This is a genomic window from Pyxidicoccus sp. M15 (genome assembly GCF_056858435.1).
Genome location: NZ_CM166495.1, coordinates 5724856 through 5749657, shown reverse-complemented (window position 1 = coordinate 5749657; position 24802 = coordinate 5724856). Strand labels below are relative to the sequence as shown.

Genomic DNA, 24802 nt, shown 5'->3' with positions numbered 1-24802 from the left:
TTTCAGCCGCCCGGGCCTGGCGGCACCGTCACGTCTCAGGCCAGCGTGTTGCGCCGACGGCGCAGCAGGCTGAGGAGCGCCAGGCCGAGCATGCCGGCCGGGGCGCCCGCGCCCGTGGAGGAGCAACCGCCGCCATTCTCAGGCGTGGCCGTGGCCTCCACGGTGGCGGTGTGCGTGCCACCGCGAGCGTCCGTCACGGTCAGCTTGAAGCTGAACGTGGCGCTGTCGTCGTCGAGCTCGGGGACGTCCACGCTGAGCACCGCCTGGTTGGGGTTGCTCAGGGTGACGGCCGGGCCGCCCGTCTGCTCCCACTTGTAGGTGATGGCGTCACCGTCCGGATCGCTGGAGGTCGAGCCGTCGAGGGTCATCGACGTCTGGTCGCCAGAGAGGATGATGCGCGCCTTGGCCACCGGGACGATGTTGTCGGACTGCGTGACAGTCACCGTCACCGTGTCCGCCTCGCTGGTGAGCGTTCCGTCGCTCACCACCAGGCGGAAGGTCAGCTCCGTGTTCGCGTCGACATCCGGCGCGGTGAAGGACGGATTGGCCGTGGTGGCCCCCGTCAGCGTCACCCACGGGCCGCCCACCTGCGTCCACTGGTACGTCACCGTGGCGCCATCGGCGTCAGCGCTGGCGCTGCCGTCGAGGGTGACCAGGGTCTTGCCCTTGGCGGACGCGGCCGCACCGGCCTCGGCCACCGGCGCCCGGTTGACCTGGCGCACCGTCACCACCACGTCGTGGCTGGCCGTGGCCGTGCCGTCGCTCACCGTCACGCGGAAGGTGAACTCCGTGTCAGCCGCCACCTCGCCCGTGGAGAAGGTGGCCGTCGCGGAGTCGGCACCCGTGAGGGTGACCTCCGGACCGGACACCTGCGACCAGGCGTAGGTCAGCGTGTCGCCATCCGCATCCGCGGCGGTGGCCGCGAGGGTGGCGGTGCTGCGCTCGTCGACCGCCACGGCGGAGGCCGTCACGGCCGGCGCGCGGTTGACCGTGTTGACCGACACGTCCACCGTGTCGCTGGCCGTCGACTTGCCGTCGCTCACCGTCAGGATGAAGGAGAGCGTCTCACCGGCCGCCGTCTCCGGCGCCGTGAAGGTGGCCACCGCCGCGTTGGCGTGGGTCAGCGCCACCGGGGTGCCGGACACCTGCACCCAGTGGTAGGTCAGCGCGTCGCCGTCCGCGTCGCTCGCGGAGCCGCTCAGCGTACCCGTGCCGCGCTCGTCCACCGCGCCATCCACGCCCGCGTTCACCGTCGGAGCGCGGTTGATCTGGCGCACGTTCACCACCACCGTCTGGGTGGCCGTGGCCGTGCCGTCGCTCACCGTCACGGTGAACGTGAGGACCGCGTCAGCGGACACCTCGCCGGTGGAGAAGGTGACGGTCGCGGTGTCGGCGCCCGAGAGCACCACCGTGTCGCCACCCGTCTGCGCCCAGCTGTACGTCAGGGTGTCGCCATCCGGGTCGGTGCCGGAGGCCGTGAGGGTGGCCGTGCTGCGCTCGTCGAAGGCGGCGGAAGCAGCCGTCACCATCGGCGCGCGGTTCACGTTGCCGACGGACACGCTCACCGAGTCGTTGCTGGACAGCTTGCCGTCGCTCACCGTCAGGGTGAAGGTGAGCGTCTCGGGCGCCACCACGTCCGGCGCGATGAAGGTCGCCGTCGCGGTGTCGTGGCCGTGCAGGCCCACCGGGGTGCCGGCGGTCTGCGTCCACTGGTAGGTCAGCGACTGGCCGTCCTCGTCGCTCGCGGAGCCGGAGAGCGTCACGGTGGCGCGCTCGTCGGCGGTGGCGTCGAGGCCCGCGTTCACGGTCGGAGCGCGGTTCTGGTCGCGCACCGTCACCGTCACCGTCTGGGTGGCCGTGGCCGTGCCGTCGCTCGCCGTCACGTTGAAGGTGAGGACGGAGTCAGCGGACACCTCGCCGGTGGAGAAGGTGACGGTCGCGGTGTTGGCGCCCGAGAGCGTCACCGTGTCGCCGCCCGTCTGCGTCCAGCTGTACGTCACGGTGTCGCCATCCGGGTCGGTGGCGGAGGCCGTGAGGGTGGCCGTGCTGCGCTCGTCGAAGGCGGCGGACGAGGCCGTCACCATCGGCGCGCGGTTCACGTTGGCGACGCTCACGTTCACCGTGTCGCTGGTCGTCGTCTTGCCGTCGCTCACCGCCAGGTTGAAGGTGAGCGTCTCACCGGCCGCCGCGACGTCCGGAGCGGTGAAGGTCGCCGTCGCGGTGTTGTAGCCGCGCAGCGACACGGGGGTGCCGGACACCTGCGTCCACAGGTAGGTCAGCGTCTCGCCGTCCGCGTCGCTCGCGGAGCCGGAGAGCGTCACGGCGGTGCGCTCGTCGGCGGCGCCGTCGAGGCCCGCGTTCGCCGTCGGAGCACGGTTCACCTGGCGGATGCGCACGGTCACCGTGTCGGTGGCCGTGGTCACGCCGTCGGTGGCGGACAGGCGGAGCACCAGGTCGGAGTCCACCGTCACGTCGGGCGCCGTGAAGGACGGCGTCAGCGTGTTGCCGTTGGTCAGCGTCACCGCCGGGCCGGACACGCGCGCCCAGGTGTAGGTGAGCGCCTGGCCGTCCGCGTCGAAGCCGTTACCGGTGAGGTTCACCTGCGCGCGCTCGTCGACCGTCACGTCCGGGCCGGCCGAGACGACCGGAGCGGCGTTGCCACACACCCCGTTGTCCGCGCAGATCTTGATGAACGGCAGGTTGGTGATGCCGGAGAAGGACAGGTCGTCCAGCAGCCAGCCCGTGTTCGCGGCGCCGTTGTCGCTGCCGATGCGGAAGCGGATCTGCACCGTCTTGCCCGCGTAGGCAGTCCCCAGGTTCAGCGAAACGACGTTGAACGTCGGGAAGCCCGCGGTGGTGCCGGTGAAGGCGCGGCGGGTCGCCAGCGGGTTGAGGTTGCCGGCGTAGTTCACGAGGACGCCGTTGTACAGCGGGGTGCCGATGTCGACCCACGTCTGGCCACCGTCCTCGGTGAGCTCGATGACGGCGCCGTCGTAGTTGCCGCTGGCGTCCGCCTCGAAGTCGAAGGCGTGGCGGAAGGACACGATGAACGGCGCGGCGGTGCCGACGTTCAGCTCCGGGGTGATGAGGCGGGAGTCCGCCGGGGCACCCAGGTTCTCACCGAAGAAGGCGCGGTTGAGGTCAGTGAACTCCACGACGCCGAACTCGGAAGCGACCAGGTTCTCGTCGTACTCCGTGGTCCAGGGCAGGCTGCTCGGCGTGGCCTCCACCGTCTCGCTGGTGGTGGCCTCGGGAACCTCGTCGTAGTTGGCCTTGAAGGCCAGCGTGTCGGACTTGTCGCCCGGGGTCGCCTGGCGGTCGTCGCGGACGGAGTACGTGAAGTCGAGCCGCTGAGCCGTGCCCGCGCCCGCCAGGGTGACGGGAATGGACGCGAAGCTCAGGTCGCCAATCTGCATGGCCGGGAACGTCGCGGTGCCACGGCTGCCCAGCGACACACCCGACGTGCTCGTCACGACGGTGACGCTGCTGGTCTCGGCGGGCTCGGAGCCGTTGTTGTAGACGACGAAGGTCAGGAAGCCGGTCTCCCCATTGTCGAGGATGCCGTCCCCGTCACCCGGGCTCGCCGGGTCTTCCTCGTAGAAGGCGCCGAGGACCTGGATATCCGTGCCAACGTTGTAGCTCTCCACCACACCCGCGTGGTTGACGGAGTTGCGGTCCGGGGCCACCGCGCCCACGCCGGCGCCGCGGCGGGCGAAGGCCGCCCAGAGGCGCTGACCGTCGGCCGGGTCATTGGCCATGGCCGAGGCGATGACGGCGTCACGCGCCTCCAGGTAGGTGGGCGACGGAGGCGTCAGCTTGTACCCGTTGACCACGTAGCTCTTCATGCGGTCCTGCGCCTCCTGGAACGGATGCGCACGGAGGAGCGCCACGTAGCACTCCCACAGCATGGAGGCCCAGATCTCGCCGGAGTTGTGCACCTGCGAGTTGACGCCACCCGGAGCGAACGGGGTGTTCGTCGGCAGGGCCACGCCGTCCATGATGTGACGGAAGCGCAGCGCGTTCTTGGTGGGGTCCACCGAGTAGGCGCCACGGCGGATGCCGAAGAACGACGAGTCGGGGGAGATGCCGCGCGTCGCGTACTCGGCCATGGCGTACACGCCATTCCAGTTCGCGTTGGACGGGACGTTGATGTCCTCGGGGCGCACCGTCATCAGCAGTGCGGTGAAGTCACCCCAGCCCTCGCCCATGGCGCGACCCTGGTTGTTGACCAGGCCGGACGCGTTCCCGATGAGGCGGTTGCTGATGTAGTGGCCCCACTCGTGGGCCACGATCTGGTTGTCGATGGTGCCGTCGACGTTGACCGTCGTCCCGCGGAACATCCGCGCGGTCATGCCCGCCGGAATCGCGGCGCGAACCCGGTTGCCGTCCGCCTGGGTGAGGCGCAGCGAGGGGATGGTGACGAGGGTGGACGTACCACCGATGTCGGTGACGAAGCCCGGCGCGTTGTCGGCGATGATGACGCCGATGGCGCCCACCGCCTGCGCGTTCTCGATCTTGAGGTTGAAGTTGCACGAGCCGCGGTCGATGATCGCAATCTTCCCGGTGACCTCGGCCCCGTTGGTGAGCGCGGAGCAGCCGTCGGTGGTGCTCGGACCGGTGGCGTCGGACGCGTCCAGGGCCGCGACCACGGGGCCCGTGATGTCGAACGTCTGGGGACCGAAGGCCGACGCGACACCGACCAGGTAGTCACCCGCGATGCCCGAGGGCGGGTTCACCGTCAGGCGCGCGTTGCGCGGGCCGGAGAAGAGGTACATCTGCATGCGCGGGGACAGACCGTCCGCCGGCGTGGACATGTTGGCGTTGTTGGTACCGCTGTAGTCCTGCGCCTGCGCGCGGATGGCGTCGTTGCCCAGGCCGCCGCGGCCGAAGTTGTCGACCTGCGCGTTGCCGGAGGCCTCGTCGAAGCCCGCGTCGTAGAACCAGTCGTGGAGCCAGTTGTTCAGATAGAACAGGCTCGTGGTGGCCGCGGCAATCTGCTCGGCGTTCGCGTTCGGCTGGATGTCGAACAGCATCGTCCGGTCGAACACGCCCGGCGCGGTGACGGTGGGACGCAGGTCACCGGCGTTGAAGTTGTCCGGGGCGACGAGGTCCGCGTAGGCGTCCACGTTGTTGCCCGTGGTCACCGTGGCGCCAGCCGGGAGCCAGGGGTCATTCTGGCTGTAGGGGGCGTTCTGGATGGTGATGAGGGCGGGAGGGGCGTACGCCGGGCGGTAGCCGTCCGGGTTGCCCGTGGGGTGCGGCGTGGCGGCGTAGTTGCCCGTGGGGCCATCGTGCGGGGTGTACGGCGGCGTGGTGTCCGCGTAGACGCGGTAGGAGAAGTCCGCGTGCGACGTCAGGTTGTTGCGCATCAGCACGCGGCCGTCGAGCGCGGAGATGACGTAGCCGTAGAAGTCGGAGTCCTTGCTGTCGACGTGGCCGGTGTTGAGCTCCACGTAGTACGCGGGCACCAGCGAGGTGGGCAGCGAGTAGAGGACCTGCTTCGCGCGCGCCGGGATGAGGAGTCCCTCTTCCAGGGGGCGGGCGTAGGAGGCCAGCTCGAAGTGCGTGTACTTGCCGGCGTTCTGCGCCGCCACGCTCTTGAGCAGGCTGCCGTCCAGCGCGTTGCCGGTGAGGTCCTGGTAGGCAGCGGCGACGGCGGAGCTGGCCGTGAGCTGGAACCGGACGCGCGGCGCGACACTGGCGGAGACGTGCTTGGAGATGCTGCCGGAGACGGCAACCAGCTCGTTCTTGCGGTTGAGCAGGAGGTTGAGGGACTGCCGGAAGACCTCGATACCCCCCGACTCCTGGGCCAGCGTGACGACCTTCACGCCCTGGCGGTTCTCACTGACGTTGACGACTCGCGCACCCGCGGCCTCGAAGGAGCTCACTCCGTAGAGGGACGCGGCGTCCGCGATCTGCGCCAGGGCGGCCTGCCCGGGCGCCATGCTCGCGAACTGGGAAGACGCGCTCAGCTTCGACTGATCCGCGCTCTTCCGAGCCCAGAGGAACGTAGGAGAACCGGTGCGCTCATCACGATGAGCGACTTGCGGCCCCTTGGAGTCCACGGGCTTGAAACCAGCGGCGACTCGACCCGCGGGCTTCGCGTCCTGCAATGCATCGTAGTTCGGCAGCGTCCGTGCAACAGCGCTGGTACCGGACAACACCAGCGACAGGCCGGACAGCGTGGCAACCAACCTTCTCACGTGGGGGAACTCCCTGTTTCAACCGCGGGGTGGGAGCCACCTTGCGACCTGGGAGGGTGCCCCGGCACCATCGCCGGAACGCCAGGTCACGAATGTCGCCCCCGGGTGACAAAGTGTCACCTGATGAGAAGATTAGTGCCCTTTACGATGTAGGTTGAAAGGCGACATCGGCGGTTATTCCCGACGCGGCGCACAATTCCGTAGTTACGGCAGGTTATGAGCGGGCCTGGAGGAAAAATGCGGTGGGCGCGAAGCCTGATGGGGCGGATGTGGGTCGGATTCGGGTTGACCGTCCTGCCCGTGGCCTGCCGGTCCACCGCGGAAACGGGGCCCGTGGAGACGCGGCAGGGCGGCCAGGGGACGGATGGCGGCACTCCGCTCCAGGGCGTGCGCCGCTGGGACGCGGGCGTGGCGCCGCACGAGGGCCCGCCGCACTTCCCTGCCCCAGCCGCCGACGCGGGCACCTGCCCGGGAAAGCAGGAGCGCTGTTGTGATGGACAGTGCGGCACGGCGCTCGAGTGCGCCCAGCTCGCGTGTGATCCCGCGCCTCATCGGCTGCCGCCGGCCGAGGAGCGCTGAAGCACGCGCTCACGGGTGCGTGGGGTGTGAAGCCTCCGCGCGTGACGCCAGCCACGGCCCCGGCCTCGCCTCGAGGTACTCGCGGACCGTCATGGGGCGGCGCCGTGAGAGCTCCGCGTTGGCGGGGTTGCGCAGCCGCCCCCTCCCCGCGAGCTGCAGCAGGAGGTGCGGCAGCACGAGTCCCTCGGGGGCCGCGTCCTCCGGGGCGCTCGCGCGCGCGAGGTGGCGGCGCAGGTCCTCCACCGTGCCGCGGCAGACGCGTTGGAGCTGCCGGCCCGTGAGCTCCTCGTAGAGCCGGGAGACTTCGTTCACCGTCACCACGTCCCCCACGAGCTCCAGACGCCGGCCCTCCGCGCGCGGGTCCACCACGGCCTGCGCCACCCACCAGGCCGCGTCGCTCATCGCCGTGACGTCGAAGGGCTCGTCGCCGGTGCCCCAGTACGCCACGTGCCCGCGCTCCAGGTCGAACACGTGCGCCCGGGGCGACAGCGCCACTTCCATGAAGGCACCGCAGAGGATGAACGTGTGCCGCACGCCGCTGCGCTCCACGGCGTCCGCGACGCGCCGGTGCAAATCCAACTGCGCGTCCGCGCCGTCGCGGAGCTGGAAGAAGTCCGGCGAGTAGTCCGAGGGGATGAAGCGCATGACGCCGTGCCGCCGCGCCACGTCCAGCAGCCGGAGCTGACCGTCCACCATGACGTCAGGCCCGCCGCGCACGGCGGAGATGATGGCGTCCACGCCCTCCACCGCCGAGTCGAGCGAGCGCACGTCCTGGAGCGAGCCCTCGACGAGCGTCACGCCCTGGTCCGCGAGCCCGTCCAGCGACTCGGGCCGCGTGCCGGGGCGCACCAGCACGTGCAGGTGGATGCCGGGCCGGGACAGGAGCGCCGAGGCGAGCCGGTGCCCGAACCGGCCCGTGCCTCCCACCAGCAGGACGTGCGTGGCCTCGGTGTCCATCGTCCGCTCCTCCTCACCGGCGGGCAGGCGCGGCGGAAGGAGTCCATCCACGCAGGCTGCCCACACCGGGAAGATGGAGCCTGGGACGGACAGCGACTGCGCGGTGGGCGCGGCCGCCCCTGGTCCGGACGAGGGACGAGCAGGAGTGCTGGCGACGGGTACGCCCAAAAGCAATCGGCCCGGTCATCCAGGAGGATGACCGGGCCGATCCGAGTTGCGGGGGCAGGATTTGAACCTGCGACCTTCGGGTTATGAGCCCGACGAGCTACCAGGCTGCTCCACCCCGCGTCATGTTGTGTCTGTCTTCGAACCGCTGAGTCCCTGCCATCATTCCGGCAGGGCTTCAGGTGCAACGAGTTGCGGGGGCAGGATTTGAACCTGCGACCTTCGGGTTATGAGCCCGACGAGCTACCAGGCTGCTCCACCCCGCGTCAGTGGCTGCGGCGAGGGGGTTAGTACCGTCCCCACCCCGGAGCGTCAACACCTTTCTCCGCGCTGCGCCATTCGGTGCGCAGCGCGGAGAGAGGAGCGTTACTTGCGCATCTTGCTGAGCAGGTCGGCGAAGGTGCCGAAGCCCTTCTTGCCCGCGGCCTGTCCCTGCGGCTGCTGCGTCTTCTGCCAGGCCTCCACCTCGGCGCGCTCCTCCGCGCGCTGCGCGGCGGTGACGGAGAGGCGGATCTTCCCGGCCGGGTCGATGTCGAGGATGGCGACCTTCACCTCCTGGCCGAGCGAGTAGTGCTTGCGCAGGTCGGTGCCGCGCTCGGTGCCCGTCTCGCTCGCGGGGAGCAGGCCCTTGCCGCCAGCGAACTGGAGGAACACGCCGTAGGGCTCGATGCGGTCCACCTTGCCGACGACGACGTCGCCCACCTTGGGACGGGGCGCGGCGGGCTGACGGGCCGCGGCGGGCGCGGCGCTGGCGGCGGCGGCCGGCCGCTCCTCGGGAGGACGCTGCGCCTCCTCCTCGGAGATGCGGCGCAGGCCGATGCGCTTGTCGTTGGCGTCGATCTTCTCGACGGCCACCCAGATGACCTCACCCTCCTTCACCGCGTCGCGCGGGTGCGCGATGCGACGGTCGCTCAGCGCGGAGATGTGCACGAGGCCATCCACGCCGGGGCGCAGCTCCACGAAGGCGCCGAAGGGCTGCAGGCGGACGACCTTGCCCTGGAGGCGGTCGCCTTCCTTGATCTCGGAGATGGCCTTCTTGAAGGGGTCCTCCATGCGCGAGCGCATGGACAGGGTGATGCGCTCCTTCTGCTTGCTCTTGTCGGGCGAGTTGGGCTGCGCGGCCTCCATGCGGAGGATCTCCACCTCGACCTCGTCACCGGCGTTGACCACCTCGGACGGGTGGCCGACGCGCGTGTACGAGAGCTCGGAGACGGGAATCATGCCCTCCACGCCGCCCAGGTCGACGAAGACGCCGAAGTCGCGCACGCCGGAGACCTTGCCCTTGACGACCTTGCCCTCGGACAGGTTCTTGCGCGTCTCAGAGGCCAGCTTCCGCTGCTCCTCCTCGAGCAGCGCCCGGCGCGACAGCACCACGTTGCGATCACGCACCTCGGTGACGCGGAACTGGAGCTTCTCGCCGATGAACTGGTCCGGCTTCTCCACGAAGCGCAGGTCCAGCTGGCTGATGGGGCAGAAGGCGCGGATGTCGCCGATGGCGACCTCCACCCCGCCCTTGTTCACGCTCAGCACCATGCCCTCCACGGGCATGCCGGAGGCGCGGGCCTCGGCCAGCATGGCCATGGACGCGCTGCCCTTGGCGAGCGCGCGCGACAGCAGGATGCCCTTGGCACCCACCTCGATGACGTGGGCCTCGAGGCTGTCACCCACGCCGAAGCGGAGGATGCCCTCGTCGTCCTTGAGCTCGCGCAGCTCGATCATCGCCTCGCTCTTGGCGGACCCCTCCAGCGACACGAACGCGGTGTCCGCGCCGAGCTGGAAGATGGTGCCCTTGACCTTCTCGCCCACGCGCACGCCGCGGCGGCCCGGAGCACCGCCCTGCGCCTCGAACATCTCGGCGAAGGACTGGGACTCGGGGACCTCCTCGTACAGCGCGCTGGAGGGCGCGGGCGTCGGAGTCACGGGGCGCGGCGCAGGCGTGGGAGCCGGCGTCGTCGCGGCGGAAGCCTCGGCGGCGGCGGTCGTCTCCTCGGCCGTCGCGGTGGCGTCGGCGGGCTTCTCGTCCGCGAGGCCCCGCGTCTCGATGGCACCCGAGGCACGCTTGACGACCACCATGGGGCCGGACGGACGGCGCTCGCCGCCACCGCTCCCGCCACCACGGCGCTCGCCGCCCCGGTCACCGCCAGGACGAGGAGGACGGTCGCCACGCGGGGCGCCACCCTCGGGCCGGGGCGACGCTTCGCGCTCGCCACGACCTCCGCGGTCGCCACCACGCTCACCACCGCGGCCACCTCCGCGCCCACCCCGGTCCCCGTCCCGGCCACTTCCCCCAGAGGGGATGCCGAGCATCACGTCACCGAAGGTAGCCTTCGGCTTCTTGGGACCCATGCCGCCCGGACCGCCCGAATTGGAACCGTTCTTCTCGTCGCTCACTGCCGAGACCTTCCTGAGACGAATTCGACCCTGGCTTCCCGAGAAGCCGGGCCCCGGTGAAAAAGGCGGCGCACTCTACACGCGCGCCAACTCCGGAGGAAGCCAGATGACGCGCACGCCGTGTGGACCGTTGCTTCGTTGTTGAACGGAGGCAGTGCTCCAGGCCATCCCGCGGGCACTGCTTGCCGCTCAAAGAGATGCCGGCCGGTCCGTCAGGAGCCGAGTATTCACGGGTAGTTAGCGCACCAACCGGAGCTTGCGGCCGACCTTGCGGAACACCGCTCCGGCCTCCGGGACACCCAGGGCGGCGGCCAGTGCGAAATAAACCATCCCGAAGGGGACGGCCGTCGCCAGCAGGCCCAGCGCGGGGTGCAGCCGGGGGGGCACGAGCAGCCCGCCCCCCCACATCGCCGTCACGCCGGGCATGGGGCCGAGCAGGGACGCGAGGCCCAGCTTGATGCCCAGCCCCACGAGCCCGGCCACGCAGGCGGCGCCCCACAGCCGGGGCAGCAGTCCGGGGGGGACGCCCACCGGGCCGAGCTGCTTCACGAGCTTGCGCCGGAGCAGGCTGGACTCCAGCCAGGCCACCAGACCGCCCGCCAGGGTGAGCCCCAGCGCGCCCAGGTAGTCCGGCAGACCCAACCACCCCGGGAGCTTCAGGCCCAGCAGCCACGCGCCCAGGGCTCCGGCGGACACGCGCACCACCGCGAAGCGCAGGGGCGTCTTCGGGTCCTTCAGCGCATAGAAGGCGGAGGCATAGAGCCGGCCCACGGTGGAGGCCACCAGGCCCACCGCCGCGCCCATCAGCAGGTACCAGAGGTAGCGCGAGTCGGCCGCGTCGAAGCGGCCCGTCTGCAGGAGCGCCGCGGCCACCATGTCCCCCAGGAAGAGGAACGCGGCGGCGGAGGGCACCACCCAGAAGGCGATGCGCCGCGCGCCGTTGCCGATGCGCTCGCGCAGCTTCGCGGCCACGTCCTGGCCCTCGCCCGAGGCGCGGGACATCTCCGGCAGCTCCGCGGCGGACACCGCCATGCCGAAGAGGCTCACCGGGATGAGGTAGATGGTCTGCGCGTACAGCAGCGAGGACACCGCGCGGTTGGAGATGAGCGTGGCGAAGGCGGTGTCCACCCACGCGCTGAATTGCACCACGCCGCGCCCCAGCACCACCGGGCCGAAGTTCTCGAGCACCTGACGCACCGACGCGCTGGCCAGGGACAGCGTCGGACGGAAGCTCCCGAGCAGGCGCAGGGTCGACGGCACCTGCACCGCGAACTGGAGGAAGCAGCCCAGCACCACGCCGTAGGCGAGCACCTCCACCAGCCGGTCCTCGGTGTAGCGGCCCCCGGCGAAGACCAGCGTGACGATGATGGCGATGTTCCACACCACCGGCGCCAGGTACGACAGCAGGAAGCGGCGGTGGCTGTTGAGGATGCCCAGACACCACGCGCTCAGCACCAGCATCCCCGTGCCGGGGAAGAGGATGCGGACCACGCGGATGGCCAGCTCCCGCTCGGTTCCCTTGAAGCCGGGGGCGATGAGGTCCACCAGCAGCGGCGTGGCGAGCATTCCCGCGGCCACCATCACCGCGGTGACGAGCGACAGCAGGCCGAACACCGCGCCGGCCACGCGGTCCGCCTCCTTCGTCTCGTCGCGGCCCAGCAGGCCCGCGTAGACGGGGATGAACGAGCCGGAGAGGACCCCCTCGCCGAAGAGGTTCTGCAGGAAGTTGGGGATGCGCAGCGCGGCCTTGAAGACGGCGGCCGCCAGCTCGTTGCCGAGGTAGTGCGCGAAGACGCGCTCGCGCACCAGGCCCATCAACCGTGACGCGAGGATGCCCGTGGCGACGAGCAGCGCGCCCTTGCCTCCCGGGCGCGCGGACCGGGAGGGCGCGGGAGGCGGCGACGGCGGCGGCGAGGAGGGCGCGGGCGTGGAGGAAGTCACCAGGGCGCGGGACTCTACGCGCGCCGTTGAGTGGCATGAAGCGCGAAACCCGGCCAGTCTCTTTCACTTGACGCTACCTCGCCAGGTTGCCAGGGTCCGGTGCCAATGGCCGGAACCCCCGACAGCGACCTGGACGACGTGGCGCGCATCCGCCGCGTACTGGCCCGCGAGCTCGAGACCATCAACGAATACGAGGCGTTCGCCCGGGCCTCTTCGTCACCCGACGTCCGTGCCTTCTTCCTGCACCTGGCCGCCGAGGAGAAGGAGCACGTCTCCGAGGCCGTCCACATGCTGCGCATGCTGGACGGCGGCCAGGACGCCCACTTCACCACTCCCGTGGCCACCGGACACTTCGAGGGCGCCGCGGGTGCCCCCGCCGCTCCGGCCCGGGCTGCTCCACCCGCGCCCGCGCCCGCGGCCGGGAATGGCCGCAATGGCCGTCCCGCCATGGAGCCCCTCACGTCGCTGCCCCCGCAGCGGCTCATGTACGGCCTGCCGGCCCCGCCGCCCGCGGTGGAGTCGCACCCGCTCACCGTCGGCTCGCTCCGCCGGGGTGGTGGCGGCGGTGGCAGCGGTCGCTGACGTCCCTATTCTCTCCTTGTTGACTCCTCTGGAGAACATCCGATGCCTGACTTCCTTGGACATGCCGAGAACCCCCTCCGTGAAGAGGAGTGGGCGCGCCTGAATGAAACCGTCATCCAGGTGGCGCGGCGGTCGCTGGTCGGCCGTCGCATCCTGGACATCTACGGCCCGCTGGGCGCGGGCGTGCAGACGGTGCCCTACGACGAGTTCCAGGGCGTGTCGCCCGGCGCGGTGGACATCGTCGGTGAGCAGGAGACCGCGATGGTCTTCACCGACGCGCGCAAGTTCAAGACCATCCCCATCCTCTACAAGGACTTCCTGCTGCACTGGCGCGACATCGAGGCGGCGCGCACGCACAACATGCCGCTGGACGTGTCCGCCGCCGCGGGCGCCGCCGCGCTGTGCGCGCAGCAGGAGGACGAGCTCATCTTCTACGGCGACGCGCGCCTGGGCTACGAGGGGCTGATGACGGCCAACGGCCGGCTCACCGTGCCGCTCGGTGACTGGACGGTGGCGGGCGGCGGGTTCCAGGCCATCGTCGACTCCACGCGCAAGCTGAACGAGCACGGCCACTTCGGCCCCTACGCCGTGGTGCTGTCGCCGCGGCTGTACTCGCAGCTGCACCGCATCTACGAGAAGACGGGCGTGCTGGAGATTGAAACCATCCGCCAGCTCGCGTCGGACGGCGTCTACCAGTCCAACCGCCTGCGCGGGGACTCCGGCGTGGTGGTGTCCACCGGCCGGGAGAACATGGACCTCGCCGTGTCCATGGACATGGTGGCCGCGTACCTGGGCGCCTCGCGGATGAACCATCCGTTCCGCGTGCTGGAGGCGCTGCTCTTGCGCATCAAGCACCCGGACGCCATCTGCACCCTGGAGGGCCCCGGCGCCGCCACCGCGCCGCCCGCCCCCACGCACCGCCGCTAACCCTGACAGCCCACATGGCAAAGGTCCTGGTCATCGACGACGAGGCGAACCTGCGAAAGGTGCTCGCCGCGATGCTGCGCCGGGACGGCTTCGACGTCACCGTCGCGGAGAACGGCGAGCAGGGGCTCGCCGAGTTCCACAAGAACGGCGCGGACATCGTGGTGACGGACCTGGTGATGCCCAAGGTGGGCGGCATGGAGGTGCTGGGCACCGTCCGCGCCGCCAACCCGGACGTGCCGGTCATCATCATCACCGCGCACGGCACCGTGGACTCGGCCGTGGACGCCATCAAGGCCGGCGCGTTCGACTACATCACCAAGCCCTTCGATCAGGCGGAGCTGTCCTCCGTCGTCGCGAAGGCCGCCAAGACGAACGAGAGCGCCCGCCGCTCCGTGCGTCCGGACGTCAAGGCGCGCGCCGCCATCATCGGGGACTCGCCGCAGATTCAAGAGGTCTACAAGATCATCGACAAGGTGGCGGACACGCCCTCCACGGTGCTCATCACCGGCGAGAGCGGCACCGGCAAGGAGCTCATCGCCACCGCGCTGCACGGCGCCTCCAGCCGGCGCGACAAGCCGTTCATCAAGATCAACTGCGCGGCCATCCCCGCCACGCTGCTGGAGAGCGAGCTGTTCGGCTACGAGCGCGGCGCCTTCACCGGCGCCGTCACCTCCAAGCCCGGCCGCTTCGAGCTGGCCGACGAGGGCACCCTCTTCCTGGACGAGATTGGCGAAATCCCGGTGGAGATGCAGGTGAAGCTCCTGCGCGCGCTCCAGGAGGGCGAGTTCGAGCGCGTGGGCGGCATCAAGACGACGCGCGTGGACGTGCGCCTCGTGGCCGCCACCAACCGCGACCTCCAGGCGGAAATCGAGGCGGGCCGCTTCCGCAAGGATTTGTACTACCGGCTGGCGGTGGTCCCCATCACCCTGCCCGCCCTGCGCGAGCGCCGCAGCGACATCCCCATGCTCGCGCGGCACTTCCTGGACAAATACAACCGGCGCCTCAACAAGAAGATTGAAGGCATCACCGATGACGCCATGGCCCTGCTCCAGGGCTATGCGTGGCCGGGCAACATCCGCGAGCTGGAGAACCTCATCGAGCGCGTGCTGCTGTTCGCGGACGGCCCCTTCATCACCGGCAAGGATTTGCCGGAGCCGGTCCGCAGCGGAGCGGGCGTGCAGGCGAGCGCCGTGTCCTCCCCCTCCACGCCGTCCATGGAGGTTCCCACGGGCGAGGTGGGCCTCAAGGACATCGTCCGGATGAAGGCGGCCGAGCTGGAGCGGGACCTCATCGTGAAGAAGCTGGATGAGACGGGCGGCAACGTCACGCGGGCCGCTCGCCTGCTTCAAATCAGCCGGAAGTCGCTGCAGACGAAGATGAAGGAGTTCGGCCTGCGCGACACCACCCCCGACGGGCAGGACGACGGCACCGACGAGTAGCTTCCGCGCGGAGGCGGAATTCCTCCGCGCGCGCGTCGGTTTCGGGCCGGCCCACTCTTTCCAAACCCAGGGAGCTTGTATGCGGCCGAACCTTCCCACCCTCGGTGCCCCACCGAAGCGCAGTCCGCTCGGCTCGGTGGTAGCCGTGTCACTCATCCTCGGCGCCTCCGCCGGTGGCGTGTGGTGGTGGAAGCAGCGGATGGCAGGCGCCACGGAGCAGGCCACCGCGGCCGCCCCCGTGGCCGCCACGGATGCGGGGGCTGTCGCCGCGGCGCCCGTCGCCCCTCCGGCGCCCGTGGACCCGGTGAAGGCCGCCGGCCTGGAGCGCGCCTCCATGCGCATCGACGGCCCGCTGGAGACGGCCCTCAACGCCGCCGCCGGTGCGGACGTGGGCCCCGCCCTGGCGCAGGTGGTGACGCGCACGCTGGTGTGGTGGGTGGAAGTGCCGGGTGAAATCCTGCGCGGCGACACGCTCGACGTGCTGTACCAGCGCCGCGAGAACGAGGAACCCCTCGTGCACGCCGTGCGCTTCACCAGCGGCAAGCTGGGCAAGACGATGAGCGCCTACCGCTTCCAGGGCGAGGGCGACAAGAATGCCCGCTACTACCTCTCCACCGGCGACGAGCTGGAGATGCGCCTGGAGAAGTCGCCCATCGACGACTACGAGCAGGTGACGTCCCTGCTGCGCGACGGCCGCCGCCACAAGGGCGTGGACTTCCGCACCCCGGTGGGCACGCCCATCAAGGCGCCCTTCAATGGCGTGGTGAAGCGCAAGAACTGGAACTGGGGCAGCAACGGCAACTGCCTGGAGCTGGTGGAGACCGGCGGCCGAGGCCGGCGCGCCCTCTTCCTGCACCTGGACGAGCTGTCCAAGGACATCAAGCCCGGCACCCGCTTCACCACGGGCCAGGTCATCGCCGCCAGCGGCAACACGGGCCGCTCCTTCGCCCCCCACCTGCACTATCAGCTGATGACGCAGGATGACCGGGTCCTGGACCCCTTCGACCAGCACAAGACCTTCCGCCGCGCGCTGAATACGGCCAACAAGGCGCAGTTCGAGTCCGAGGTGCGCCGGCTGGAAGGCCTCCTCGGGACCTCGGTGGCCGGGAAGTAATTGCCACCCGTTTCTTGACACTCCTCCGACGGCGCGGCTAGCTGGAAGCCCCCGGGCCTTGCCGGAAGGCCCGGGTGATTCGCCGTCGGAGGTCGGATGCAAAGGCTTCGCGCCGTACTCGCCGCACTCACCCTGGGCGCGCCGCTCGCCGCCAGCGCGGCGGAAATCACCCGGATTGCTTCGTCCTTCGAGGACGACGACCCGTTCGACCTCTTCATCGACGTCGGCTTCGAGCGCACGCAGACGCGCGCGAAGATCATCCGCGAGCAGCTCATCCCCGCGGGCTCGGACGGCACCACGCGCATCGACGCCACGGAGCTCTGGTACAAGGGCGTGGACGCGCGGCTGAACCTGGAGCTGTCCTTCGGCCTGTACCGGGACCTGGAGTTCTCCTTCACGCTGCCGCTGGTGTTCCAGCAGAACGAGCGCTGGGACCGCACCTCCGACGCGACGCCGGAGAACTCCACCATCACCAACAACTGCCTGAACGCGAACGGCTCGGTCATCCCGAACTGCCTGGGTGAACCAGGCGCAGGCGTGCCGCTGTTCGACATCCCGCAGGAGAGCTTCCGCGGCGGCCTGGGCAACATGCGCTTCGGGCTCGCCTACGCCTTCTTCAAGCAGGACAAGGACGCCACCAAGCCCACGTGGATTGTCGGCCTGGACTACGAGGCCCCCACCGCGAAGCAGCGCGACCCGAGCGCGAACACCACGGACCCGGACGAGCGCGGCAACATCGGCGACCGCGTCCACAAGTACCAGCTCTACACGTCCTTCTCGCGCCGCATGGGCGTGGCCGAGCCGTACTTCAAGGCCAGCTGGACCATCCCCGTGCGCGGCCCGGGCATCTACTCCAACTGCGACCAGGCGGCGTCCAACCCGGACAACCTGGGCGCCCCGGAGAACTGCTTCACCGGCCCGTGGACGCGCAAGGAGACGGGCATCCAGGCCCCCACGCAGGCGGGCATGCTCTTCGGCGTGGAGCTGGTCCCCTTCGAGAAGCCGCAGAAGTCCCAGAAGTTCGCCCTGGACCTGCGCACCATCGGCAACTACGTGGGCCGCGGCCGGTACTACAACGAGATGAGCCAGGCGCTGGGTAAGCTCCTCACCTCGGAGGACTACTTCCAGGTGGGCGGCATGCTGGGCATCAACGCCAGCGCGGCCGAGTCCTTCACCATCCGCGCCTCCGGCACGTTCCTCTACAACACCGACCACACCCTCACCGCCGAGGAGCTGGGGCAGGACCTGGACGGCAACGGCCAGGTGGACGTGGAGGCGAACCCCGCGGAGCTCAACCCGACGTTCGACTGGCGCTATGACCTGGTGTCCCGCCGCTTCCGCGCCGTGGAGAGCACCTCGTTCCGCTTCGACCTGAGCGCCACGTTCAGCTTCTAGCCACACGGCCGGGGACGGGCACCGCGAGCCCGTCCCCGCCCGCGCTCCAAAGCCTCACCGCTTCAGCGACAGGCCCAGCCGGTAGACGTCCTGACCGGCCCAGCCCGCGCGGCGGGCCAGCTCGGTGCTCAGCGCCTTGAGCTTCTCGCCGCGCGACAGGCCCTCCTCCAGCGCCTTCTTCAGCTCCTCCTCGGACCAGCGGCGCTCGCCGGTGCGGCCCTCCACCAGCACCACCACCTCGCCCCGGGGCTCCTCCGCCGCGTAGCGCGCCGCCAGCTCCGCCAGCGTGCCCCGGGCGAACTCCTCGTGGAGCTTCGTCAGCTCGCGCGCCACGCAGGCACGCCTGTCTCCCCAGGCGTCCAGCAAGTCGGGCAGCGTCTCGCCCACGCGGCGCGGGGACTCGTAGAGCACCAGCGTGGCGGACAGGTTGGCCACCTCCTCCAGCATGGCCCGCCGCTCCGCGCCCTTGCGCGGGAGGAAGCCCAGGAAGTGGAAGCGCCCGGTGGGCAGCCCGGACGCGCTCAGCGCGGCCACCAGGGCCGTGGGGCCCGGAATGGGCACCACCGTCAGCCCGCGCTCCAGCGCCTCCGCCACCAGCCGCTCACCCGGGTCGCTGATGGCCGGACTTCCCGCGTCCGTCACCAGCGCGCAGTCGTCCCCTTCCGCGATGCGGTCCAGGATGCGCCCGGCGCGCTGCCCCTCCGCGAAGGCCGGCAGGCTCACCAGGTCCTTCCCGCCAATGCCGAAGTGGTCCAGCAGCACGCGTGAGTGCCGCGTGTCCTCACAGGCGATGAAGCGCACGTCGCGCAGCGTCTGCAGCGCGCGCGCCGTCACATCCCCCAGGTTCCCGATGGGCGTGGCCACCAGGTAGAGCGTTCCAGCCATGGCGTCCTCTCACATACCCGCGTCGAAGGCGCCAGGGATGTGCTCCACGGTGGCGCGCTCGCCGCGCCCCACCACCGAAATCACGTCGAAGCGCATCATCCGCTCGCCCAGCGAATGGGCGAAGAGGTAGTGCAGCGCCGCCTTCACCACCCGACGCTGCTTGGCGAAGGACACCGTGTGCGCCGGGTCTCCCCACACGGCCGTGGAGCGCATCCGCACCTCCACGAAACACACGACGTCCTCGCGCTCGGCCACCACGTCCAGCTCCCCGTAGCGGCACGTCCAGTTGCGCGCCAGCACCCGCCACCCCCGCGCCTCCAGGAAGCCCACCGCCGCTTCCTCGGCCGCATTCCCGTACTGCCGCCGCTCCCGCGGCTCCGCCCGTCCCATGCACCCTCCCCTTCGACGCCACCCGCCCGTCCCGGTCCTCCTGCGTGGAGGCAACCCGCCGCGTCGGACTACACGCTAACGGTGCCGTCCGACATCTGCGCGAAGCCGGGGTGCCCGGTGACGTGCAGCACCTGCGTGAGCGTGCCCAGGTGCTTGAGCATGCGAGCGATGAGGGGCAGCTTCACCTCCTCCATGCCGGCGAAGACGTCCTCCAGCAGGAAGGGACGCTTCACCCGCGCGCTGGCCTTCTCCACCACCGTCATCCGCAGCGCCAGGTAGTAGAGGTCCAGGTCCTTCGGCGGCAGCTCGCCCACGGGGATGCGCTTGCCCGGGGCCAGCGCGAAGGCCCGCCCCTCGCGGTCCCACTCGATGCCCTGGTAGCGCCGGTCCGTGAGCGCGGTGAGGTACTGGAGGCAGCGGTCCTTCAGCATCGCCTGCACGGACGACACGTCCGTGGTGAAGATGTCCGCGGCCTGGGAGAGCAGCACGGGGGACGGGTCCTCCAGCGCCTCCACCGGCGCCGGTGCGCCATCAGGCCCCGGGGCGGCGGCCGGGCGTGGGGCCCGGGCCAGGGCGATGGACTCCTTCAGCCGCCCGATTTCCCGCTCCACCTCGCGGACGTCGCGCACGTAGGAGCCCTTCTGGGTCAGCTCCACGTTGAGCGCCTCGAGCTCGTCCTTCAGCTCCTGCCGCCGGGTGATGGCCGCCAGGTATTCCGGGTCCGCCTCCATGGCGGCCAGCTGCTCCTTCAGCTCCACCACGCGCGCGGCCAGCAGCTCCTTGCGCTCCAGCATGGGGGTGATTTCCTCGATCTCCTCCACGCCGAGCGCCTTCTGCGCCATGCGCAGCGGCGCGGCCTCGGCCTCGAACTCGTCGAGGATCTTCTTCTCGCGGGCCTCGTAGCGGTTGTCCTTGGTGCCCTTGCGGGACGCCTTCTGAAGCTCGTCCACGTGGCGCAGCGCCATGAAGGCGGCCACGCCGAAGGCGGGGATGTCCAACAGGGTGACGTAGCGGAGCGTCTTGTCCACGCTGATGCCCAGCCCCACCCCCAGCGCGAGGAAGAGCACGCCCGCTCCCAGCCCCGCCCAGAAGGCGCGGTTCTCCTTGAGCGGCGCCACGGACGGAGGCACCACGTCCGCCTCCGTGTCCCGCTCCTGGTGCAGCCGGGCCAGGGCCTCGTCGCGCCTGGCCACCACCTTGGGGTGGCGCTGCACGCGGTTGCGGATGTCCTGCGGCAGCCCGAGCGACTCCGGGGTGGGCGCCGCCCGCCACGAGGCCTCCGCCTCGGCGATGGCCACCTTCAGCCCCTCGGTGCCCTTGAGGCGCTGGTCCGTCTGGAAGACCTCCGACGTCAGGCCGTCCACCTTGAACTGGAGCTGATCCACCTCGGTGGAGCCCACCAGCTCCTGCTCCAGCGCGCGCAGCTTCGCCTCGGCGGCGGGGAGGTCCTCCGCGGGGGCCACCGTGGACGCCGACGCCAGCGAGGGGTACTTCCCGGACGCCTTGGGGTCCGGCTTCGCGGCGGCGGCGGCCTTGCGCGGGCGCCTCGAGGGGAGCTGCCCCGCCTGCAGGCAGTACACCTGCTCGAAGGTGGTGCGCGGAGGCAGGCCCGTCTGGCCCCGGAGGAACTGGCCAATCTCCGACGTGTCCGAGGACACCAGCTCCGCCTGCTGCGTGGCCTTGTTCATCCGGTGCAGCGTCCCGGAGCCGCCCAGCTCGCGCAGCACGCGGTACGTCACGCCGTCCACGCCGACGAAGGTGAGGGCCGCCTTGCCCGTCTTCGCGCCCGGCGCCAGGAAGCTGGCGTCACCGCCGCGCCCGTCGGCGAAGAGCAGCGCGAGCGACAGGCCCGCGAGGGGACTCACCTCGGCCGTGGGCGGCTTGAGGACGAGGTACCCGGCTTTGAGCGCAAAGCGCCCCGCGGGAGAGAAGCCCCGGACATTCTGGACGGCGACCTCGGCGAATTGCATGGCCCGCGCATGTTAGCGCGAATGAAAAAAGGAGCGCCCGGGATCGGACGCTCCTTTTCATGAACAGCCCCTGTGCCCTTCCGGGCAGGCAGGCGATCAGGCCTTGGCGGCGGCCTTCTTGGAAGGCGTCGGCGTCGGCTCCTCCTGCACGTCCACGCGGGCGGCCTTGCCCTTGAGGTCGCGGAGGTAGAACAGGCGGCTGCGATTCACATCGCCGCGCGAGAGGACCTCGATGCGCTCGTAGCGGGGGCTGTGCAGCGGGAAGATGCGCTCCACGCCGACGCCGAAGGACATCTTGCGCACGGCGAACGTGGCGCGGTGGGCGCGGCCGCTCAGCCGGATGACGACGCCCTCGAAGGCCTGCACGCGCTCCTTGTCGCCCTCCTTCACCTTCCAGTGGACGCGCACGGAGTCACCAGGACGGAAAGCGGTGACGTCCTGGCGCAGGAACTTGGCCTCGACGTGCTGAATGGCGGCGTTACGCATGACGGACTCCGGAAAATCGGAAACTTACGCGCGGGGCGCGTGAAAGAGCGGGCCGTACTACCAGAGAGAGCAGTGTCGGACAAGCCCACTGTGAGCCAACCCGCTGGGAACGCTCAGGGTTACAGGTCTTCCTCCCGACGAGCCAGCAATTTCTGGTCGGCGGCCGAGAGCTGCAGGCGGGCGAACAGGTCCGGCCGGCGCTCCCGGGTGAGGATCAGCGACTTCCAGCGGCGCCAGCGGGCGATGCGCGCATGGTCCCCGGACTGGAGGACGGCGGGCACCTCGCTGCCCCGGAAGACGGGCGGGCGGGTGTACTGGGGGTGCTCCAAGAGCCCCTCCTCGAAGCTCTCCGTGACGGACGAGTCGACGTTGCCCAGCACCCCGGGCACCAGCCGCGCCACCGCGTCCACCACGGCCAGGGCGGCCACCTCGCCGCCGGTGAGCACGAAGTCGCCCAGGGACAGCTCGCCATCCAGGTGCGCCATCACCCGCTCGTCCACGCCCTCGTAGCGGCCGCAGACGAGGATCAACCCGGCCTCGTGGCGCACCAGCTCACGCGCCGTGGCCTGGGTGAAGGTGGGGCCGCGGGGGCTCATCAAGAGCGCCTTCGCGCCCGGCTGCCGCGCCCGGGCGGCCTCGATCGCGGCCACCAGCGGATCCGGCTTCATCACCATGCCGGCCCCGCCGCCGTAGGGCGCGTCGTCGGTAACACGGTGCTTGCCCTCGGCGTACTCGCGCACGTCGGTGACGGTGGCGGACAGCAGGCCCTTCTCCTGGGCCTTCCCGAGGATGCTCGCCCCCAGGTAGCTGGACACCATGCCCGGGAACAGCGTGAGGATCTCCACCGGGTACGGCGCGCTCATGCCCCGTCCCCGGAGTCCTCTTCAGTCTTGCCCGTGGGGGCAGCAGCGGCCACCGCCGGGAGCTCCTTGCCGGGGCGCCCCACCTCCACGTACTCGGGCGGGCGGATGACGATGCGCTGGGTGGCGAGGTCCACGCTGGGGACGAACTCGTCCGCGAAGGGCACCACCAGCTCCGGGCGCTTCGGGGCGCGGATGACGATGTTGGGCACCTCGCCGGTGGACCAGATCTCCTCCACGCGGCCCAGCTCCGCGCCGGACTCGTCCACGGCGAGGAGCCCCACCAGGTCTCCCTGGAAGAACTCACCCTCGGCGGGGGGCTCCAGGTCTTCGCGGTAGACGAACACCTTGGCGCCCACGAGCGCCTCGGCTGCCTCTCGCGATTCCACGCCCTCCAGGACGACGATGTTCTCCTTGGGCGTGGGCCGCACGGCCTCCAGCCACACCTCGCGCTGCTCGCCGGAGCGGGTGTGCAGCAGGAGGCGCTCGACGACGTCGAGCGCTTCCGAGGCCGGGTCGAAGGTGCGGATGGCCACCTCGCCGCGCAGCCCGTGCGCTCGCGCCACGTAGCCGAGCTCGAGGGTGGGCGGGGGCGTCACCGCGAGGTGTCCGGTGTCGCGGGCGGCACGGCCGCGGCGCCAGGCGCGCCGGCCGCGTTGCGCCGGTCATCGAGGATTTCCAGACGGACCTTCTGCCCGTCCTTCTGGGCAGCGGCGTTGAGCAGCGTCCGGAGGGCATTCACGGTGCGCCCGTCACGGCCGATGACCTTGCCGACGTCCTCGGGGGCGACCTTCAGCTCATAGAGCCGGGCGCCTTCCGCTTCGGACACGCGCAGGCCGACCTGGTCTGGTTGGTCGACCAGGGCCCGCGCGAGATAGGTGAGAAGTTGCTCCACGTCTGCTCGGTGCAGCGGGCTCAGACCGCGGGGGCGGCCGGCTTGGCCTTCGCGGCGACCTTGATGAGGTCCGCCACCGTCTCGGAAGGCGTCGCGCCCGTCTTCAGCCAGTAGTTCAGCCGCTCCTCGTTGAACTCCACCTTGGGGGGCTCGAGGTTGGGGTCATACGCGCCCACGGCCTCGATGAACTTGCCATCCCGGGGGTTCCGGGAGTCGGTGGCGACCACGTGGTAGTACGGCTTCTTCTTGGCGCCCGCGCGGGCGAGACGGAGGACGACGGCCATGAGTTGCTCCAACGAACAGGTTACATCTTGGGAAAGGGGGGCGCTCTTACCGCCGCCCCCGCTGGATTGTCAAGGAAGCTCGGGACCTTATGTCGTGCCCTCGGCAGGGGCGGACTCGCCCTGGTTGGCGAGCTGACCGCAGGCGCCGGCGATGTCCCGACCCCGGTTCCTGCGAATGTAGGCGCCGATGTGTCCATCGGCGAGGATGGCGCGGAACTGCTCGGCCCGCTCCTCGCCGGTGGTGTGGAACCCCAGGCCGGGGTTCTCGTTGTACGGAATCAGGTTCACCTTCACCGGAATGCCCTTGAGCAGCTCGATGAGCCGGTGGGCGTCCTCGTCGGCGTCGTTGAAGCCCTTGATGAGCACGTACTCGAAGGTGATGCGCCGGCCCTGACGCAGGGGGAACTTCCGGCACGCGTCCAGCAGCGCCGCGATGTTCCACTTGCGGTTGACGGGCATCGTCTTGCTGCGCTGCTCGTCGGTGCTGGCGTTGAGGGAGATGGCCAGCTTGACGTCCGTCTCCTGGCCGAAGCGCTCGATCATGGGCACCAGCCCCACCGTAGAGACGGTGATGTGCCGGTGGCTGAAGTTCGGCCCGTCCTGCGACTGGAGGATGGAGAGCGCCGTCTTGAGGTTCTCGAAGTTGTGCAGGGGCTCGCCCATGCCCATGAACACCAGGTTGCTGAGCGGGCGCAGCGTCTCCAGGCCCTCGTTCTTGCGGACCTCGCGGTTGACGGCGTGCACCTGGGCCACGATTTCGCCCGGGGTGAGGTTGCGCTTGAGCCCCATGGTGCCCGTCATGCAGAAGCCGCAGGCCATGGCGCAGCCCACCTGGGTGGACACGCACAGCGTCTTGCGGTCCTCGGAGGGCATGTAGACGGACTCGATGAAGCGGCCGTCGCGCGTCTTCCACCGGTACTTGATGGTGCCGTCGGTGCTGCGCAGCTCCGCGTCCTTCACCAGCGGGACGATTTCCGCCCGCGCCTTGAGCTTCTCGCGCAGCGCCTTGGACAGGTCCGTCATCTCGTCGAACGAGGTGACGCCGCGCTGGTGCAGCCAGCGGTAGATCTGCGGGGCACGGAAGGCGCGCTCGCCCAGCGTCTCGGTGACGAAGCGGGTGAGCCCCTCGAGCGACAGGCTGGCCACGTCCACCAGCTTCGCGGGCGCGGGCGCCGGGAGCGGCTCGGTGACAGGCAGGGTGGTAGCGGAGGTCTCTGACATCGTCGTTGGGCTGTAAACGGTGGGCCGGAGGGCGTCCCTTCCCACACCTGGGCCGGGCAAGTCAAAGGAGCGCACGCTCCCCTCCCCGCCTGGTGGACGCTTCCAGACCCGTCTCCTG

General features: G+C 70.3%; 19 protein-coding genes and 2 tRNA genes. 6 read left to right on the top strand and 15 right to left on the bottom strand.

Going from position 1 to position 24802, the window contains the following annotated elements; genetic code table 11:
• Positions 1 to 35 precede the first annotated feature (35 nt).
• Positions 36 to 6203, bottom strand: coding sequence for a myxosortase-dependent M36 family metallopeptidase (locus ACX9TP_RS21750; protein ID WP_482981635.1), 6168 nt, complete (start codon positions 6201 to 6203; stop codon positions 36 to 38).
• A 285-nt stretch (positions 6204 to 6488) separates the two neighbouring features.
• Here ACX9TP_RS21750 and ACX9TP_RS21745 point away from each other — a divergent pair, with 285 nt between their 5' ends.
• Positions 6489 to 6782 (top strand): hypothetical protein, encoded by a 294-nt coding sequence (locus ACX9TP_RS21745; protein WP_482981634.1) that lies wholly within the window; start codon positions 6489 to 6491, stop codon positions 6780 to 6782.
• Positions 6783 to 6791: 9 nt separating this feature from the next.
• Here the strand turns inward: ACX9TP_RS21745 and ACX9TP_RS21740 are convergent, their stop codons facing one another.
• The 5 genes from ACX9TP_RS21740 to murJ all read right to left on the bottom strand — a co-directional run bounded on the left by ACX9TP_RS21740 (position 6792) and on the right by murJ (position 12236).
• Positions 6792 to 7739, bottom strand: coding sequence for an aromatic alcohol reductase (locus ACX9TP_RS21740; protein ID WP_482981633.1), 948 nt, complete (start codon positions 7737 to 7739; stop codon positions 6792 to 6794).
• A gap of 214 nt (positions 7740 to 7953) precedes the next feature.
• Positions 7954 to 8027: transfer RNA gene (locus ACX9TP_RS21735), tRNA-Met, on the bottom strand.
• 69 nt (positions 8028 to 8096) lie between these two features.
• Positions 8097 to 8170 (bottom strand) — tRNA-Met (locus tag ACX9TP_RS21730).
• A gap of 100 nt (positions 8171 to 8270) precedes the next feature.
• Positions 8271 to 10250, bottom strand: a complete 1980-nt coding sequence (locus ACX9TP_RS21725) for a S1 RNA-binding domain-containing protein (RefSeq protein ID WP_482981632.1) — start codon at positions 10248 to 10250, stop codon at positions 8271 to 8273.
• A gap of 282 nt (positions 10251 to 10532) precedes the next feature.
• Positions 10533 to 12236, bottom strand: a complete 1704-nt coding sequence (gene murJ / locus ACX9TP_RS21720; protein WP_482981631.1) for a murein biosynthesis integral membrane protein MurJ — start codon at positions 12234 to 12236, stop codon at positions 10533 to 10535.
• Between the two features lie 105 nt (positions 12237 to 12341).
• Between murJ and ACX9TP_RS21715 the strand changes: the two genes are divergently transcribed.
• The 5 genes from ACX9TP_RS21715 (at position 12342) to ACX9TP_RS21695 (ending at position 17693) form a co-directional block, all read left to right on the top strand.
• Positions 12342 to 12818, top strand: a complete 477-nt coding sequence (locus ACX9TP_RS21715; RefSeq protein WP_482981630.1) for a ferritin family protein — start codon at positions 12342 to 12344, stop codon at positions 12816 to 12818.
• Between the two features lie 42 nt (positions 12819 to 12860).
• Complete coding sequence (gene encA / locus ACX9TP_RS21710) at positions 12861 to 13745, top strand: encapsulin nanocompartment shell protein EncA (RefSeq protein ID WP_482981629.1); 885 nt, start codon at positions 12861 to 12863, stop codon at positions 13743 to 13745.
• Between the two features lie 14 nt (positions 13746 to 13759).
• Positions 13760 to 15184: a sigma-54-dependent transcriptional regulator gene (locus ACX9TP_RS21705; protein ID WP_482981628.1), complete on the top strand. Its 1425-nt coding sequence runs from the start codon at positions 13760 to 13762 to the stop codon at positions 15182 to 15184.
• A 79-nt stretch (positions 15185 to 15263) separates the two neighbouring features.
• Positions 15264 to 16298: a peptidoglycan DD-metalloendopeptidase family protein gene (locus ACX9TP_RS21700; protein ID WP_482981627.1), complete on the top strand. Its 1035-nt coding sequence runs from the start codon at positions 15264 to 15266 to the stop codon at positions 16296 to 16298.
• A 96-nt stretch (positions 16299 to 16394) separates the two neighbouring features.
• Positions 16395 to 17693, top strand: coding sequence for a hypothetical protein (locus ACX9TP_RS21695; protein ID WP_482981626.1), 1299 nt, complete (start codon positions 16395 to 16397; stop codon positions 17691 to 17693).
• 54 nt (positions 17694 to 17747) lie between these two features.
• Here ACX9TP_RS21695 and rsmI read toward each other — a convergent pair whose 3' ends face one another.
• The 9 genes from rsmI to rlmN all read right to left on the bottom strand — a co-directional run bounded on the left by rsmI (position 17748) and on the right by rlmN (position 24684).
• Entirely contained in the window at positions 17748 to 18578 is an 831-nt protein-coding gene (gene rsmI / locus ACX9TP_RS21690) for a 16S rRNA (cytidine(1402)-2'-O)-methyltransferase (protein ID WP_482981625.1), read from the bottom strand.
• A 9-nt stretch (positions 18579 to 18587) separates the two neighbouring features.
• The gene (locus ACX9TP_RS21685; RefSeq protein WP_267863107.1) at positions 18588 to 18968 is read right to left on the bottom strand and encodes a YraN family protein; all 381 of its coding nucleotides are present in this window, start codon (positions 18966 to 18968) and stop codon (positions 18588 to 18590) included.
• Positions 18969 to 19036: 68 nt separating this feature from the next.
• A complete protein-coding gene (locus ACX9TP_RS21680) occupies positions 19037 to 20938 on the bottom strand; it encodes an AAA family ATPase (protein WP_482981624.1) in 1902 nt (633 codons plus the stop codon).
• Positions 20939 to 21034: 96 nt separating this feature from the next.
• Positions 21035 to 21424 (bottom strand): 50S ribosomal protein L19, encoded by a 390-nt coding sequence (rplS, locus tag ACX9TP_RS21675; protein WP_163988562.1) that lies wholly within the window; start codon positions 21422 to 21424, stop codon positions 21035 to 21037.
• Between the two features lie 119 nt (positions 21425 to 21543).
• Positions 21544 to 22287: a tRNA (guanosine(37)-N1)-methyltransferase TrmD gene (trmD, locus tag ACX9TP_RS21670; protein WP_482981623.1), complete on the bottom strand. Its 744-nt coding sequence runs from the start codon at positions 22285 to 22287 to the stop codon at positions 21544 to 21546.
• Entirely contained in the window at positions 22284 to 22883 is a 600-nt protein-coding gene (rimM, locus tag ACX9TP_RS21665) for a ribosome maturation factor RimM (RefSeq protein WP_482981622.1), read from the bottom strand. The genes trmD and rimM overlap by 4 nt, the downstream gene beginning before the upstream one ends.
• On the bottom strand, positions 22880 to 23179 hold the full coding sequence (locus tag ACX9TP_RS21660; protein ID WP_482981621.1) for a KH domain-containing protein: 300 nt from the start codon (positions 23177 to 23179) through the stop codon (positions 22880 to 22882). Before ACX9TP_RS21660 ends, rimM begins: the two co-directional genes overlap by 4 nt.
• Positions 23180 to 23199: 20 nt before the next feature.
• Positions 23200 to 23463: a 30S ribosomal protein S16 gene (gene rpsP / locus ACX9TP_RS21655; protein ID WP_163988571.1), complete on the bottom strand. Its 264-nt coding sequence runs from the start codon at positions 23461 to 23463 to the stop codon at positions 23200 to 23202.
• Between the two features lie 87 nt (positions 23464 to 23550).
• On the bottom strand, positions 23551 to 24684 hold the full coding sequence (gene rlmN, locus ACX9TP_RS21650) for a dual-specificity RNA methyltransferase RlmN (RefSeq protein WP_482981620.1): 1134 nt from the start codon (positions 24682 to 24684) through the stop codon (positions 23551 to 23553).
• Positions 24685 to 24802 lie beyond the last annotated feature (118 nt).

Excerpts from the sequence above, each read along its gene's own strand:
- ACX9TP_RS21740 (WP_482981633.1), bottom strand. The coding sequence starts at position 7,739 with ATGGACACCGAGGCCACGCACGTCCTGCTGGTGGGAGGCACGGGCCGG.
- ACX9TP_RS21725 (WP_482981632.1), bottom strand. The coding sequence starts at position 10,250 with ATGGGTCCCAAGAAGCCGAAGGCTACCTTCGGTGACGTGATGCTCGGC.
- ACX9TP_RS21715 (WP_482981630.1), top strand. The coding sequence starts at position 12,342 with ATGGCCGGAACCCCCGACAGCGACCTGGACGACGTGGCGCGCATCCGC.
- encA (WP_482981629.1), top strand. The coding sequence starts at position 12,861 with ATGCCTGACTTCCTTGGACATGCCGAGAACCCCCTCCGTGAAGAGGAG.
- ACX9TP_RS21705 (WP_482981628.1), top strand. The coding sequence starts at position 13,760 with ATGGCAAAGGTCCTGGTCATCGACGACGAGGCGAACCTGCGAAAGGTG.
- ACX9TP_RS21700 (WP_482981627.1), top strand. The coding sequence starts at position 15,264 with ATGCGGCCGAACCTTCCCACCCTCGGTGCCCCACCGAAGCGCAGTCCG.
- ACX9TP_RS21695 (WP_482981626.1), top strand. The coding sequence starts at position 16,395 with ATGCAAAGGCTTCGCGCCGTACTCGCCGCACTCACCCTGGGCGCGCCG.
- rsmI (WP_482981625.1), bottom strand. The coding sequence starts at position 18,578 with ATGGCTGGAACGCTCTACCTGGTGGCCACGCCCATCGGGAACCTGGGG.
- ACX9TP_RS21685 (WP_267863107.1), bottom strand. The coding sequence starts at position 18,968 with ATGGGACGGGCGGAGCCGCGGGAGCGGCGGCAGTACGGGAATGCGGCC.
- ACX9TP_RS21680 (WP_482981624.1), bottom strand. The coding sequence starts at position 20,938 with ATGCAATTCGCCGAGGTCGCCGTCCAGAATGTCCGGGGCTTCTCTCCC.
- rplS (WP_163988562.1), bottom strand. The coding sequence starts at position 21,424 with ATGCGTAACGCCGCCATTCAGCACGTCGAGGCCAAGTTCCTGCGCCAG.
- trmD (WP_482981623.1), bottom strand. The coding sequence starts at position 22,287 with ATGAGCGCGCCGTACCCGGTGGAGATCCTCACGCTGTTCCCGGGCATG.
- rpsP (WP_163988571.1), bottom strand. The coding sequence starts at position 23,463 with ATGGCCGTCGTCCTCCGTCTCGCCCGCGCGGGCGCCAAGAAGAAGCCG.
- rlmN (WP_482981620.1), bottom strand. The coding sequence starts at position 24,684 with ATGTCAGAGACCTCCGCTACCACCCTGCCTGTCACCGAGCCGCTCCCG.